Raw genomic sequence first — 14,159 nt, 5'->3', positions numbered from 1 at the left:
GGGGTCCTAGCCGTCAGGATGCCGCGCTCTTGCCGTGAGCGCAACCGGCCGGATCAGCGCGCCACCATCCGCCGCGCGAAATGCACCGTGACCGCGCGCGTCACGCTCTCCGCGATCCGCTGCCGCCCCTCGTCACTGTCGAGAAATGCCGCGTCCTGCGGGTTCGAGATATAGCCCGTCTCGAACAGGATCGAGGGCATGTCGGGCGCCTTGAGCACCATCAGCGACGCCATGCGGTGGAAGTTCGGCTTGAGCGGCATCAACGGCTTGGCCTCGCGTCCCAGCAACCGCGCGAACGTGGCGGACGCGTTCATCGTCTCGCGCTGCGTCAGGTCGATCAGGATCGACGACACGTCGGCAGGCGCCTCGCCGAGATTCACCCCGGAGATCACATCCGCCTTGTTCTCACGCGCGGCTAGCCGCGCCGCCTCCTTGTCGGACGCCACCTCGGACAGCGTATAGGCAGTCGCGCCGCTCGCGCCTTCGGATCCGGTACTGTCGCAGTGGACCGATATGAACAGGTCCCCCTTCAACCGCCGTGCGACGCCGTACCGCTCGCGCAGCACGAGGAACCGGTCGTCGCTCCGCGTGAGCGCGACGCGCACCCGACCAGAAGCGAGCAGCGCGTCACGGATCGCCTTGGCGACCTTGAGGGTCACATCTTTCTCGCGCAGTCCGTCGGGGCCGATCGCGCCCGGATCGACGCCGCCATGCCCGGCGTCGATCACGACCAGCGGACGCATGTCGTCGCCCTCGACCCGCGGCAGCGCAATCCCGCGCGCGCGGGGCGGCACCGGGATCGACACTTTGTACCGCGGCGCCGGTCGTGCGGCGAAATGGAACGGGAAGAAATTCAGCGGACCGGCGATACTGGCCTGCGCAAAGGCCGCATCGTCGACGCGGCGCAAGGCCAGCGTCAGTTCGCGTCCCTGCGAATCGAACCCGCCATCGGCGACGATCACCGGCTCGGACAGGTCGAACAGCATCCGCAGCCCGGAGCCGCCGTGCCGGCGCTGCGTGATGCGGGTCACGACACCGCCCGGCCTCACTGGTCCGCCGGGCGTCGCGTTCGCGATATCGACCGCGATCTGCCGTTGTCCGGTCAGGATCTGGCTCGCGCCGCTGCCGACCGGTGCATCGAAGCGGATCACGATCTGCGTCCGGCCGATCGCGATGCTCTGCACGGTCGCCGCCAGCGCCGGAACGCCGGACAGCCAGCCGAGCAGCAGAGCGATGATCGCAACCATCCTGCGTCCATGCCGTGCGACCGCGCTGCCGGTCCAGCGAAAAGCCATTCTACACTCCCTGGATCGGTCGAGCCCGACCGAAACGAGACGCCTACGCCACGCCCCCGCAAGAGGATCTTGCGGAGCAGGGTTAATAGCCTGTTTGCCTTGGTTTTCCCATATCCGTGGCTGCCGGCGCGGCTGCCGGACAAATCGCCGCGCGGAAATACAGCGTGTGAAAATGCCGGGTTTCAAGGCTTGGGACGGCCCCGCGCCGGGCCAGTTGCGGGATCTGCAATGCGGTGCTAGTCCTGCCGTGCACCCGTGCGTCGCTAGAGTTTGCCAGCGACGCGCCGGTCTCAACGCCCGCCTTCGGATCCTCGACGGCGCGGCAATTTCAGGTTGACGCTCGAATGACGCATTCCCCCCGCCCCGCTCACCGATCGGCCTTCGCCGACGGGATCGCGGTCGTGCGGGCGCCGCAGGGTGAGTTCCCGCAGCATGCGCGTCGAGCAGAGGCAGTTTCGCATACCTTCCGCGAGTCCGGGCGTCCGTGTCCGACCGCACCACCATCAAGCGCGCGACGGCTGCCATCAGGCCCGGCGCGCGCGCGGAGAATCTATTATGACAACGCGTATGCTGATCGACGCACGCCACCGGGAAGAAACCCGGATCGCCGTCGTCAAGGGTAACCGGATCGAGGAATTCGATTTCGAAAGCGCCGAGCGCAAGCAGCTCAAGGGTAACATTTACCTCGCCAAGGTCACGCGGGTCGAGCCGTCGCTCCAGGCGGCGTTCATCGATTACGGCGGCAATCGCCACGGCTTCCTCGCGTTCAGCGAGATCCACCCCGATTACTACCAGATCCCCAAGGAAGACCGCGACGCGCTGCTCCGCGAAGAGGCCGAGCATGCCGCCGAGGAGGCCGCCCTGCGCGCCGACTATGACGCGGACGACGAAGAGGGTGACGACGAGGACGATATCGAGCGCTTCGAGGACGATGGCGGGGTAGATCCCGACGTCGCCGAGGAGCTCGAAGGCGGCGAAGAGACCGGCGAGGCCCCGCGTCGCAAGCGCAAGCCGAACGGTGACGACGCCGCGGTCGAGGATCTGCGCGAGCGTCGCATGAACCTGCGCCGCCGCTACAAGATCCAGGACGTGATCCATCGCCGCCAGGTGCTGCTCGTCCAGGTCGTCAAGGAAGAGCGCGGCAACAAGGGCGCAGCCCTGACCACGTACCTGTCGCTGGCCGGCCGCTACTGCGTGCTGATGCCCAATACCAGCCACGGCGGCGGCATCTCGCGCAAGATCAGCAACGCGGGCGATCGCAAGCGCCTGAAGTCGATCATGGCCGACATGCAGCTGCCGCCGTCGATGGGCTGCATCGTCCGCACCGCCGGGCTGCAGCGTAGCAAGGTCGAGATCAAGCGCGACTTCGATTATCTCGCCCGTCTGTGGGACGGGATCCGCGAGGCGACGCTGAAGGCGTCGGCGCCGGCGCTCGTCTATGGCGACAGCGACCTGATCAAGCGCGCGATCCGCGACATCTACAACAAGGAAATCGAAGAGGTCATCGTCGAGGGCGAGGACGGCTATCGCCAGGCGCGCGAGTTCATGCGCCTGCTGATGCCCACGCACGCCCGGCGCATCAAGCATTATGCCGACCCCGTGCCGCTGTTCCAGCGTGCGGGCGTCGAGGATCAGCTGTCGGCGATGTACCACCCGGTCGTCCAGCTGAAGTCGGGCGGCTATCTGGTCATCAACCCGACCGAGGCGCTCGTCTCGATCGACATCAACTCGGGCCGCTCGACGCGCGAACATAGCATCGAGCAGACCGCGACCGCGACCAACCTCGAGGCCGCACAGGAGATCGGCCGCCAGCTGCGCCTGCGCGACATGGCCGGGCTCGTCGTCATCGACTTCATCGACATGGATAACAATTCCAATGTCCGTAAGGTCGAGAAGGCGATGAAGGAGGCGCTGAAGAACGATCGCGCGCGCATCCAGATCGGCCGCATCTCGTCGTTCGGCCTTATGGAAATGAGCCGCCAGCGACTGCGCACCGGCGTGCTGGAAGCATCGACCCGCGCCTGTCCGCATTGCGAGGGCACCGGCCTGGTCCGCACCGCATCGTCGTCGGGCATCTCCGCGCTCCGCCTCATCGAGGACGAGGCCGCCCGCGGCCGTGGTTCGCTGCTGACGCTGCGCGCGAGCCAAGAAGCGGCCGTCTACATCCTCAACCGCAAGCGTGCCGACATCGCCGAGATCGAGGATCGCTACGGCGTGATCGTCGAGATCATCCCCGGCCAGGACGAGGAAGGCGCGCATATGACGGTCGAGGCCAGTGGCCCGCCGCCCGCGCATCCGCCGAAATTCGTCCAGATCATCGAAGAGGACGAGGACGATCTTCCCGAGGAGATCGAGGACGAGATCGAGGAGGACGAGGTCGAGGAGGCCGAGGCCGAGCAGCCGCGTCGTCGTGAGGGGGGCCGCGAAGGCGGTCGTGAGCAGGCCGCGCCACGTGAGGGCCGCGATGCCGATGGCGAAGGTGGCAAAAAGCGCCGTCGCCGCCGCGGTCGTCGGGGCCGGGCACGTCCGGGTGAGGACGGCGCCGTCGGTGGTACGAGCGAGGATGGCGCGTTCGAGGACGTCGACAACAATGTCGAGCAGATCGACGAGGGCGTCGGCGAGATCGTCGAAGTCGGCGGTGGCGAGGAGATCGAAGGTACGACTCCGGCCGAACAGGCCAACGGCGTCGAAGGCGAAGGCCGTCGTCGTCGCGGACGTCGCGGACGTCGCGGTGGTCGGCGCAACGAGCAGGGCGGCGAGCAGACCGGCGCCGAGACGGGCGAGTCGATTGCCGTCAGCAGCATCGACACCGCGGCACTGATCGCCGAGGCGCCCGAGCCGGAGGCATTTGCGCCGGTCGAGACGTCCGAGGCCGAGCCGGTGTTCGAGGAGGCGCCGTCCGCGCCGGTCGCCGAGGCTCCCAAGATGCGTCGTCGCCCGCGCGCCCGTGCGGCCGCCGCGACGATCAACGCTGACCCGGTCGCCGAGACGGCGCCCAAGTCGCGTCGGGGTCGCAAGCCGCGTCCGGTTGAGACGGCCGACGAGACGACCATGGCACCAGAACCGGTCGTATCCGAAGTGCCCGTCACGCCCGAGCCGCAGGAACAGGCCGCTCCCGATCCGGTCGCGGCAGAGCCGGCGCGCAAGCCTGCACGGCGTCGTCGCGAGGCGGTTGCCGATGCGACGATGGACGAGGTCGGCGCCACGCCGGCCGAGACGCTGGAGGCGTCCGCACCTAAGCCCAAGCGCGCGCGTCGCAAGGCGAGCGATACGGTGGTCGAGCCCGCAGTCGTCGAGGAGGCCCCTGCCAAGGTCGCCAAGCCGCGTGGTCGGCCGCGCAAGGCCGCGGTGATCGAGGCCGGCGATGCCGCCCCGACCAGCGAGGTGCTTGCCGCGCCGGTCGAGACCACGCCGCCGCAGGTCGAGGTCCAGCCGCAGGACGCCGACGCGCCGGGCACGAACGACGACCCCGACGGCGCGCCGCGCCGTGGCTGGTGGCAGCGCACCTTCGGCTGACGCCGGAGCATAGCCGTTGAGACGGGCGCGATCGAAAGGTCGCGCCCGTTTTCATTTCGGCGCGCTCGGACCCGTTGCCCCGCGGTTCGCGGCTTGGGCCGGGTCCTGTGGTTTACCATCGGGCGTCGGCGCCGTGCACCTCGTCGTCCCCGCCATTGCTCCCCCGCCGCCGATCGACGATACTGCGCGATATGAAGCGCTTCGTCGCGGCCCTGACCGCCACCCTCCTGCTCTGGGCGCAACCCGCGCAGGCGCAGTCGATCCTCCGCGATGCGGAAACCGAAACGATGTTCGCCGAAATGTCCGGCCCGCTGATCACGGCGGCGGGCCTGTCGCCGCGCGACGTCAAGGTCGTGCTGATCAACGACGATTCGATCAATGCGTTCGTCGCGGGCGGCCAGACCGTCTATGTCCATTCGGGCCTGCTCCAGGCGGCGGACAATGCGAACGAAGTCCAGGGCGTGATCGCGCACGAACTCGGCCACATCGCAGACGGCCATGTCGTGCTCTCCGATCGCGGCACCAAACCCGCGATGGGCATGTACCTGCTCTCGATGGTGCTCGGCCTGGCGGCGATGGCGGCGGGCAGCGGCGAGGCGGGCGCGGGAATCATGGCGGCCGGACAACAGGCCGCGATGGGCAATTATCTGGCGTTCAGCCGCACGCAGGAATCCACCGCGGATGCGAGCGGCGCCAAATATCTGCGGGAGGCCAACGTCACCGGCCGCGGCATGCTGAGCTTTTTCAAGAAGCTGCAGCAGCAGGAATATCGCTTCGGCACCGCCAATATCGACCCGTTCATGCAGTCGCATCCGCTGTCTGGCGAGCGTGTCTCGGCACTGACCGCCGATCTCCAGGCGTCGCCCGCCTGGGCGAACAAGCCTGATGCTGCGCTCGAGGAACGCTTCCGCCGCGTGAAGGCCAAGCTTGCCGGTTATGTCCTGCCCGCGCCGCGCACGCTACAAAGCTATCCGCCGAGCGACCAGTCGATCTATGCGCACTACGCCCGGGCCTATGCCTATCATAAATCGGGCTATCCCGACAAAGCCGATGCCGAGGCGGACGCGCTGGTGAAGGCCAGGCCCGACGATCCCTATTTTCTCGAGATCAAGGGCCAGATCCTGCTCGAGGCGGGCAGGCCGGTCGAGTCGCTCGTTCCGTTGCGCGAGGCGACCGAAGGCTCGCGCAACAATCCGCTGATCGCCACGACGTTCGGCCACGCGCTGATCGCGACCGAGAACAAGGCGAATTATCCCGAGGCCACGAAGGTCCTGCGCACCGCGGTCGGCCGCGACGATCAGAACCCGTTCGCCTGGATGCAACTCGGCACCGTCTACGAACTGACCGGCGATACCGCGCGTGCGGCGCTCGCCACCGCCGAGCGCGCGAGCATGGGCGGCGACATGCGGACCGCATCGGCCAGCGCGCAATATGCGCTCGCCAACATCCCCGCCAACACCCCCGACTGGATCCGCGCGCAGGATATCGCGATGGCCGCGCAGAACGAGATGGACGACAATCCCAAGCAGTATAAGCGGCGCCGATGAACAAGATGATGTTGCCCGCCATCGCGGCGGTCGGGGCGGTCCTGGGCGGATTCGCGGTGTGGGGCTATGATCGCCAGGGCGGTGGCGTCGAGCGCGCACAGGTCGAGGCGATCGTCCACGACTACATGCTCGCGCATCCCGAGATCCTGCCCGAAGCGATGGAGAAACTGCGCGACCGCGAGTCGGGCAAGACGGTCGCTGCCAACCGCGACGCGATCGTCACGCCGTTCGGCAGCGCCTGGGCGGGCAACCCCAAGGGCGACGTCACGCTCGTCGAATATTTCGATTATAATTGCGGGTATTGCCGCGCGAGCCTGCCGATGATCGCAAAGCTGATCGCCGCAGACCCCAAGGTCCGCGTCGTCTTCCGCGAATTGCCGATCCTCAGCGCGGACAGCCGCGTCGCTGCCCGCGCGAGCCTCGCGGCCGCCCAACAGGGCAAGTTCGCAGCCTTCCACGACGCGCTCTACGCCGGCGGTCGGGTCAGTGACGCGACGATCGCGGCGGCGGCGGCGAAGGCCGGGGTCGACATCAATCCGGCCGGCTTCACCAAGACCGCCGATGCCGAGATCGGCAAGAACATGGAAACCGCGGCCAAGCTCGGCATGACGGGCACGCCGAGCTGGGTGGTCGGCGACCGCATCCTGTCCGGTGCACTGCCGCTCGAAGACCTGCAAAAGGCGGTCGCCGCCGCCCGGGTGAGCTAACGCCCGTCATCCTGACGAAAGTCAGGATCCAGAGCCACAACCGGGACGCGTGTGGCTCTGGATCCTGGGTCGAGCCCAGGATGACGGCAATGGGGGCTGACGGCCCCTATCAATATGACCCCACCGCCCCCATCTTCCCCTCACTTAAAAGGGGCCCCAATGACCGAACCGATCCTGTCCGTTGCGGGCGTCACGAAGACCTACAAAAGCGGTACCACCGCACTCCACCCCGTCGATCTGGACATCCGCAAGGGCGAGATCTTCGCGCTGCTCGGGCCCAATGGGGCGGGCAAGACCACGCTGATCAGCATCATCTGCGGGATCGTCACGCCCAGTGCAGGAACGATCACCGTCGCGGGCTTCGATGCGATCCACGACTATAAACAGGCGCGCAGCCGCATTGGTCTGGTCCCGCAGGAACTGAACGTCGACATGTTCGAGACGGTGCTCGCCACCGTCACCTTCAGCCGCCGCCTCTTCGGTCGCTCGGGCCACAGCGCCTATATCGAACAGGTGCTGCGTGACCTGTCGCTCTGGGACAAGCGCCATGCCAAGATCATGGAATTGTCGGGCGGGATGAAGCGCCGCGTCCTGATCGCCAAGGCGTTGAGCCACGAGCCCGAGATCCTGTTCCTCGACGAACCCACCGCGGGCGTCGACGTCGCGCTGCGCCGCGACATGTGGAAGCTCGTCCACCGCCTGCGCGAGGGTGGCACGACGATCATCCTGACGACGCATTATATCGAGGAGGCCGAGGAGATGGCCGACCGCGTCGGCGTGATCAACAAGGGCAAGCTGCTGCTCGTCGACGACAAGGCATCGCTGATGAAACAGCTGGGCAAGCGCGAACTCGATCTGGCGTTGCAGGAGCCGATGACCGCGATCCCGCCCGAGCTTGCCGAATGGGACGTGTCGCTGCAGGACGACGGCAAGCGCCTGCGCTATGTGTTCGACGCACAGGCGGACCATACCGGCATCCCCTCGCTCCTGCGCAAGCTCGCCGAACTCGGCATCGGCTTCAAGGATCTCGAAACCAGCAAGTCGAGCCTCGAGGACATCTTCGTCGATCTCGTCGGAGAGCGCGCATGAACACCCCCTTCCTCAACTGGCACGGCGTCTGGGCGATCTATCGCTTCGAAATGGCGCGGGCCTTGCGCACTTTGTGGCAGAGCCTCGTCACCCCCGTCCTCACGACGTCGCTCTATTTCATCGTCTTCGGCGGCGCGATCGGTAGCCGGATGCAGGAGGTCGGCGGCGTTGGCTATGGCAGCTTCATCGTCCCCGGCCTCATCATGCTGTCGCTGCTGACGCAGAGCATCGCGAATGCATCGATCGGCATCTACTTCCCCAAATTCACCGGCACGATCTACGAACTGCTCTCCGCGCCCGTGTCAGCGATGGAGATGGTGATCGGCTATGTCGGGGCGGCGACCACCAAATCGGTGATCATCGGCCTTATCATCCTGGCAACCGCCGCCTGTTTCGTGCCGCTGCATATCGCGCATCCGTTCGCGATGTTCGCCTTCCTGATCCTGACGGCCGTCGCATTCAGCCTGTTCGGGTTCATCATCGGCGTCTGGGCGAACGGCTTTGAACAGCTGAACTTTGTCCCCGCGCTGCTGATCACGCCACTGACGTTTCTGGGTGGCGCCTTCTACTCGATCGACATGCTGCCCCAGCCCTGGCGCACGCTCAGCCTGGCCAACCCGGTCGTCTATCTGATCAGCGGGTTTCGCTGGAGCTTCTTCGGGCAGGGTGATGTCGCGGTCGGCATCAGCCTCGCGGTGACCGCGGCGTTCCTCGTCGCCTGCCTCGTCGTGATCGCGTTGATCTTCAAGACCGGTTGGCGGATGAAGAACTAGGCGCGCCACGCCCCGCGCGCCATCGGCCGCACGACCAGCGCGTTGAGGTCGATCGCGATGTGAAACGCGATCGCCATCCATACGCTGTTCGTCAGGCCGTAGAGCACGGACAGCGCCACGCCCGACAGCGTCGTCGCGACGACGCCGCGCCACCCCTGATAGCGGTGCACCCCGCCAAAGCATAAGGCGGCGATGATTGTCCCCGCCAGCGCGCTCCCGGACACCAGCGCGATCAGCAGCGGGAGGAACAGGCGGAAGAACAGTTCTTCGCTGATCCCGGCACTGATCGCGAGGGCGATGGCCGGGAGAATGTCCTCCCGCGTCTTCGGCAGGACATCGGGGAAGGTGCCGATCTGGAACGCGCGCCGGCCGCGGCGCCACAAGGCATGCGTGATCGCCGCGTTCGCGAGCGTGCCAAGCGCCATGCCGAGGATCAGTGGCGCGATCGGCAGGCGCGGCCAGTCGTCCGGCACCAGCGCGATTGCCGCCGGCTGCGCCGCCGCGAGCGGGTTCTGGCCCAGCAGGACAAGGCCAACCAGCGCGGGCAGGCCGAGCGACACCGCCAACCCGACCGCCCAGTCCGTCATGCGCCTTGCGGGGCTACGGCCCGGTCGTGTCGGCAGGCGAACGCGAAACGTCCGCCCCCGCCACAGGATCGCCAGCATGTAGACAGCGACGATCGCGAGCAGTGTCTGCGCGACCATCACCGCGACCGGTCTAGTCGCGCAGCAGGTCGTTGATGCTCGTCTTCGACCGCGTCTGGGCGTCGACGCGCTTGACGATCACGGCACAGTAGAGCGCGGGCTTGCCCTCCCCGCCGCCGATCGAGCCCGGCACGACGACCGCATAGGGCGGCACTTCACCCTTGAAGACTTCGCCGGTCGCGCGGTCGATGATCTTGGTCGAAGCGCCGAGATACACGCCCATCGACAGCACCGCGCCCTCGCCGACGCGCACGCCCTCGGCGACCTCGGCACGCGCGCCGATGAATGCGCCGTCGCCGATGATCACGGGGTCCGCCTGAAGCGGCTCGAGTACGCCGCCGATGCCGGCACCGCCCGACAGATGGACGTTCTTGCCGATCTGCGCGCAGGATCCGACGGTCGCCCAGGCGTCGACCATCGTGCCCTCACCGACATAGGCGCCGATATTGACGAAGCTCGGCATCAGGATCGCGCCCTTGGCGATGAAGCTGCCGCGGCGCGCGACCGCACCGGGAACGACGCGGATGCCGGCCGCGCGGAACTCTGCCTCGCCCCAGCCCGCGAACTTCGACGGCACCTTGTCGAACGCGGGTGCGCCGCCCGATCCGCCGTCGATCACGACATTGTCGTTGAGGCGGAACGACAGCAGCACGGCTTTCTTCAGCCACTGATTGACCTGCCACCCGTCGCCGGCGGGCTCCGCGACCCGCGCGGTACCCGCATCGAGCATCGCCAGCGCGCTGTCGACCGCATCGCGGATCTCGCCCTTCGTCTCCAGACCGAGATTTGCCCGGTCGTCCCAGGCGGCGTCGATGATCGTCTGCAGGTTGCTCATGATGTCTCCAGGATGGTTTCCAGCCACGGCGCGAGCACCGGGATGGTGAAATCGATATGGTCGCGTTCCGCGCCCGGCGACTGTTCGGACCCGTTGTCGACCCACACCGTCGTCATGCCGATCGCCTTGGCGGGCAGCAGATTGCGGACCATGTCGTCGACGAACAGCGATTGCGCGGGGTCGATGTCGAACGCGGTACAAAAGCCTGCATAGGCCGATGCATGCGGCTTGGGCATCAGGTCCATCGCATGGATGTCGTGGATCGCCTCGAAACTCGCGCCAAGCCCGAGACGGTCGAGGATCTTCAGAGCATAGGGCGTGTCGCCATTGGTGAAGATCAGCTTGCGCCCGGGCAGCTTGGCGATCGCCGCGACCAGCGGCGCGTCATGCTCCAGCACGTCCATCTCGATGTCATGGACATGCGCGAGGAACGCGTGCGGATCGACGTGATGCTCGGTCATCAACCCCGACAGCGTCGTGCCGTGATTGTGGAAATAGCCCTTCTGCACGCGCCGCGCCTCGTCATGCTCGAGCCCGAGCAGGTCCTGGATGAACCCGGTCATCCGTGCGTCGACCTGCGAAAACAGATCGGCGCTCGCCGGATACAGCGTATTGTCCAGATCGAAGATCCAGTTGCGGACATGGTCAAGTCGGGCAAGCATCGGAGCGAACCTCTAGGCATCGCCGCGCGCAGGGACAAGCCGGCGCGGTCGGATCGCGCGGGCCCCCCGGCAGCAAATTTGCCGGACACTGGATAAGCTACCGCTCGGTACCTATATCCAATGCATGACACGCTATTCCCTGCTCGATCTCGTCCCCGTCGTCCAAGGCGGCACCGTTTCACAATCGCTCGCCAACGCGGCCGACCTCGCGCGGCATGCCGAGAGCGTCGGATTCCAGCGTTACTGGGTTGCCGAACATCACGGCATGACCGGTATCGCCTCTGCTGCGACCGCCGTCGTGATCGCGCATATCGCCGCCGCGACCAGTACGATCCGCGTCGGATCGGGCGGGATCATGCTCCCGAACCACGCACCGCTGGTGATCGCCGAGCAGTTCGGGACGCTCGACGCGCTGTTCCCGGGCCGGATCGACCTCGGCCTCGGCCGCGCGCCCGGTTCGGACCAGCGGGTGGCCCGCGCGATGCGCCGCACGCTCGAAACCGACGCCAACGCCTTCCCGCAGGACGTGATGGAGTTGCAGAGCTATTTCGCCAATGACGGCCAGACCGGAATCGTCGCGACGCCGGGCGCGGGCGCGGATGTCGAGATGTGGATTCTCGGCTCGAGCACCTTCGGTGCGCAGCTCGCCGCCGCACTCGGCCTGCCCTATGCCTTCGCTTCGCATTTCGCGCCCGATGCGCTCGATGCGGCCCTCGCCATCTATCGTCGCGATTTCCGCCCCTCCGCGCGGCTGGCAAAGCCGCACGTCATGGCAGGGTTCAACGTCTTTGCCGCGGATACCGATGCCGAGGCCGAACTGCTCGCCAGTTCGCAGCAACAGTCGTTCGTCGCGCTCCGCACCGGCAATCCGCGCCAGTTGCCGCCGCCGGTCGCGGGTTATCGCGAATCGCTCGGCGCGCAGGGCAACCAGATTCTCGACCATGTCCTGCAATGCTCGGCCGTGGGCAGCCCGGCCAAGGTCGCGCGCGGGATCGCCGCGTTCGTCGAGCGCACCGGCGTCGACGAGGTGATGGTGACGAGTGCGATCTTCGATCACGAAGCGCGCAAGCGGAGCCTGTCGATCACCGCCGACGTGATGCAGGAGTTGAAGATCGCGGCCTGATCAGCTCGCGGCGGGCAACCTCAGGCGGACCGTAAGTCCGCCGAGGTCCTCGCTCTCCTCGAGCCCGACTGTGCCCTCGTAGATCTCGGCGACGTCGCGGACGATCGCGAGCCCGAGACCCGTACCCGGCTTGCCCGTATCGAGCCGGACGCCGCGGTCGAAGATGCGGACGCGCTGTTCCTCGGGAATGCCGACGCCGTCGTCTTCGACCAGGAACTCGACGAACCCGGCCTGCGCGCCGACCGTCACGAAGACGCTGCCACCGCCATATTTGGCGGCGTTCTCGATCAGATTGCCGAGCATCTCGTCGAGATCCTGGCGTTCGACATGAACCTTGAGCGTCTTGTCGCCGGTGATGTCGATGCGGACATGCCGATACAGCCGGGCGACTGCACGCTCGACCGATTCGAGGCTCGGCCAGACATCGGCCCGGCTATGCGCCGAACCGCGCCGGCCGACCGCACGCGCACGCGCGAGGTGATGATCGACCTGGCGCCGCATCGTCCGCGCTTCACGAATGACGGTATCCGCCAGATCGTCCGATTGCGCGGTCGCGGCGTTCATGATCACGGTCAGCGGGGTTTTCAGCGCATGCGCGAGATTGCCCGCATGCCGTCGCGCTTCCTCGGCCTGGCGTTCGTTATGTTCGATCAGCGCGTTCAGTTCCTCGACCATCGGCGCGACCTCGATCGGCATCGCACTGCCCACCCGGTTGGACTGGCCCGCGCGCATCCGGCCGATTTCCTCGCGAACGCGACGCAACGGCCAGAGGCCGTAGAAGGTCTGGAGCGCAGCCAGTACGATGAGCCCGAGCGCGAGCAGCGCAAAGCTGCGAACCAGCGTACGTCGCAGGGTAGTGATCTGCGCGTCAAGACCGTAGCGACTCTGCGCAACCTGAAACCGCCAGCGAACCTTTGATCCCGGAATAACCGCGTCACGCTCGACGATCCGCAGCTTTTCATCCGGAAACTGCGTGCTGTCGTAAAAGTGAACATTGCGATCGTCATGCGCCGATCCGAACGCCAGCCGACGATCCCATAGCGATCGCGAGGTGTAGTCTAGGTCGGCGGCGCCCCTTCCCGCAACTTGATAATAGAGGCCCGACCCTGGCTCGAGGAACCGCTGGTCGGCGACCGCCTCGCGCGAGAATAGCACCTCGCCGTCGGGCCCGATTTCCGAAGAATTGAGCAACGAACGCAGGACGTATTCGAGCTGGTCATCGAAATTGCGCGTCACCGCCTGGGCCAGTACCCGGTCGAGCGCATACCCGCCGCCGCTCAACAAGAGGCCAATCCACACCGCTGCGATCAGGATCATCCGCCTTGAAAGCGATCCCTTCACCGCCGCGGGCACACGAATTGGCCCATCTGATAATGTCGACGCGGTCATAGATTGGGATCAGGCGTCCGGATCTTCGAGGCTGTAGCCCAGCCCGCGGATCGTGGTGATCACGTCCTGACCCAGCTTCTTGCGAATACGCGTCACGAACACCTCGATCGTGTTTGAATCGCGATCGAAATCCTGATCGTAGATATGCTCGATCAGCTCGGTTCGGCTGACGACCTTGCCCTTGTGGTGCAGCAGATAGCTCAGCAGCTTATATTCCTGCGCGGTCAGCTTCACCGGCTCGCCCGCACGCGTCACCTTGCCGCTGCGCGTGTCAAGGCGGATGTCGCCAGCAGTCAGTTCGGAAGAGGCATTGCCGCTCGCACGGCGGATGAGCGCCCGCAGGCGCGCGATGAGTTCCTCGCTCTGGAAAGGCTTGGCGACATAGTCGTCTGCGCCCGCGTCGAGCCCGGCGACCTTGTCGGACCAGCTGTCGCGCGCGGTCAGCACCAGGACGGGCATGACCTTGCCCTCCTTGCGCCAGCGGTCGAGCACGGTAAGGCCGTCGATCTCGGGCAGGCC

General features: G+C 66.6%; 12 protein-coding genes. 6 read left to right on the top strand and 6 right to left on the bottom strand.

Translation table 11 applies throughout. The features are described 5' to 3' along the window. Window positions 1–53 precede the first annotated feature (53 nt). Window positions 54–1,295, bottom strand: coding sequence for an N-acetylmuramoyl-L-alanine amidase family protein (locus sphst_RS03860; RefSeq protein ID WP_234387312.1), 1,242 nt, complete (start codon window positions 1,293–1,295; stop codon window positions 54–56). A gap of 567 nt (window positions 1,296–1,862) precedes the next feature. Here sphst_RS03860 and sphst_RS03855 point away from each other — a divergent pair. The 5 genes from sphst_RS03855 to sphst_RS03835 all read left to right on the top strand — a co-directional run bounded on the left by sphst_RS03855 (window position 1,863) and on the right by sphst_RS03835 (window position 8,927). Further along, complete coding sequence (locus sphst_RS03855) at window positions 1,863–4,811, top strand: Rne/Rng family ribonuclease (RefSeq protein WP_107045192.1); 2,949 nt, start codon at window positions 1,863–1,865, stop codon at window positions 4,809–4,811. Window positions 4,812–5,002: 191 nt separating this feature from the next. Beyond that, window positions 5,003–6,358 carry a M48 family metalloprotease gene (locus sphst_RS03850; RefSeq protein WP_031394473.1) on the top strand — a complete coding sequence of 452 codons (1,356 nt, stop codon included), beginning with the start codon at window positions 5,003–5,005 and terminating at the stop codon, window positions 6,356–6,358. Beyond that, complete coding sequence (locus tag sphst_RS03845; protein WP_031394472.1) at window positions 6,355–7,065, top strand: DsbA family protein; 711 nt, start codon at window positions 6,355–6,357, stop codon at window positions 7,063–7,065. Before sphst_RS03850 ends, sphst_RS03845 begins: the two co-directional genes overlap by 4 nt. Before the next feature lie 159 nt (window positions 7,066–7,224). Next, a complete protein-coding gene (locus tag sphst_RS03840; protein ID WP_031394471.1) occupies window positions 7,225–8,154 on the top strand; it encodes an ABC transporter ATP-binding protein in 930 nt (309 codons plus the stop codon). Further along, on the top strand, window positions 8,151–8,927 hold the full coding sequence (locus sphst_RS03835; RefSeq protein WP_031394470.1) for an ABC transporter permease: 777 nt from the start codon (window positions 8,151–8,153) through the stop codon (window positions 8,925–8,927). Before sphst_RS03840 ends, sphst_RS03835 begins: the two co-directional genes overlap by 4 nt. On the opposite strand, the gene sphst_RS03830 is transcribed toward sphst_RS03835, so the two are convergent. The 3 genes from sphst_RS03830 to sphst_RS03820 are packed head-to-tail and all read right to left on the bottom strand — an operon-like array spanning window position 8,924 to window position 11,128. Beyond that, window positions 8,924–9,631 carry a CPBP family intramembrane glutamic endopeptidase gene (locus sphst_RS03830; RefSeq protein WP_056408871.1) on the bottom strand — a complete coding sequence of 236 codons (708 nt, stop codon included), beginning with the start codon at window positions 9,629–9,631 and terminating at the stop codon, window positions 8,924–8,926. The genes sphst_RS03835 and sphst_RS03830 overlap by 4 nt on opposite strands. A gap of 13 nt (window positions 9,632–9,644) precedes the next feature. Further along, window positions 9,645–10,466 carry a 2,3,4,5-tetrahydropyridine-2,6-dicarboxylate N-succinyltransferase gene (dapD, locus tag sphst_RS03825; protein ID WP_031393494.1) on the bottom strand — a complete coding sequence of 274 codons (822 nt, stop codon included), beginning with the start codon at window positions 10,464–10,466 and terminating at the stop codon, window positions 9,645–9,647. Next, a complete protein-coding gene (locus tag sphst_RS03820) occupies window positions 10,463–11,128 on the bottom strand; it encodes a pyrimidine 5'-nucleotidase (RefSeq protein WP_031393493.1) in 666 nt (221 codons plus the stop codon). Before sphst_RS03820 ends, dapD begins: the two co-directional genes overlap by 4 nt. 124 nt (window positions 11,129–11,252) lie before the next feature. Here sphst_RS03820 and sphst_RS03815 point away from each other — a divergent pair, with 124 nt between their 5' ends. Further along, entirely contained in the window at window positions 11,253–12,251 is a 999-nt protein-coding gene (locus tag sphst_RS03815) for an LLM class flavin-dependent oxidoreductase (RefSeq protein WP_031393492.1), read from the top strand. On the opposite strand, the gene sphst_RS03810 is transcribed toward sphst_RS03815, so the two are convergent. Together sphst_RS03810 and sphst_RS03805 are read right to left on the bottom strand one after the other, a co-directional pair. Further along, a complete protein-coding gene (locus tag sphst_RS03810) occupies window positions 12,252–13,568 on the bottom strand; it encodes a sensor histidine kinase (RefSeq protein WP_031393491.1) in 1,317 nt (438 codons plus the stop codon). It abuts the gene before it with no gap. Between the two features lie 81 nt (window positions 13,569–13,649). Beyond that, on the bottom strand, window positions 13,650–14,159 hold a 510-nt coding region (locus tag sphst_RS03805; RefSeq protein WP_107045191.1), incomplete at its 5' end, for a winged helix-turn-helix domain-containing protein.

Source organism: Sphingomonas sp. STIS6.2 (assembly GCF_000732685.2).
Classification (GTDB): domain Bacteria; phylum Pseudomonadota; class Alphaproteobacteria; order Sphingomonadales; family Sphingomonadaceae; genus Sphingomonas; species Sphingomonas aerolata.
The sequence above is the reverse complement of the archived record's forward strand: the minus strand, read 5'-3'. Positions and strand labels throughout refer to the sequence as shown.

Excerpts from the sequence above, each read along its gene's own strand:
- sphst_RS03860 (WP_234387312.1), bottom strand. The coding sequence starts at position 1,295 with ATGGCTTTTCGCTGGACCGGCAGCGCGGTCGCACGGCATGGACGCAGG.
- sphst_RS03855 (WP_107045192.1), top strand. The coding sequence starts at position 1,863 with ATGCTGATCGACGCACGCCACCGGGAAGAAACCCGGATCGCCGTCGTC.
- sphst_RS03850 (WP_031394473.1), top strand. The coding sequence starts at position 5,003 with ATGAAGCGCTTCGTCGCGGCCCTGACCGCCACCCTCCTGCTCTGGGCG.
- sphst_RS03845 (WP_031394472.1), top strand. The coding sequence starts at position 6,355 with ATGAACAAGATGATGTTGCCCGCCATCGCGGCGGTCGGGGCGGTCCTG.
- sphst_RS03840 (WP_031394471.1), top strand. The coding sequence starts at position 7,225 with ATGACCGAACCGATCCTGTCCGTTGCGGGCGTCACGAAGACCTACAAA.
- sphst_RS03835 (WP_031394470.1), top strand. The coding sequence starts at position 8,151 with ATGAACACCCCCTTCCTCAACTGGCACGGCGTCTGGGCGATCTATCGC.
- sphst_RS03830 (WP_056408871.1), bottom strand. The coding sequence starts at position 9,631 with ATGGTCGCGCAGACACTGCTCGCGATCGTCGCTGTCTACATGCTGGCG.
- dapD (WP_031393494.1), bottom strand. The coding sequence starts at position 10,466 with ATGAGCAACCTGCAGACGATCATCGACGCCGCCTGGGACGACCGGGCA.
- sphst_RS03820 (WP_031393493.1), bottom strand. The coding sequence starts at position 11,128 with ATGCTTGCCCGACTTGACCATGTCCGCAACTGGATCTTCGATCTGGAC.
- sphst_RS03815 (WP_031393492.1), top strand. The coding sequence starts at position 11,253 with ATGACACGCTATTCCCTGCTCGATCTCGTCCCCGTCGTCCAAGGCGGC.
- sphst_RS03810 (WP_031393491.1), bottom strand. The coding sequence starts at position 13,568 with ATGATCCTGATCGCAGCGGTGTGGATTGGCCTCTTGTTGAGCGGCGGC.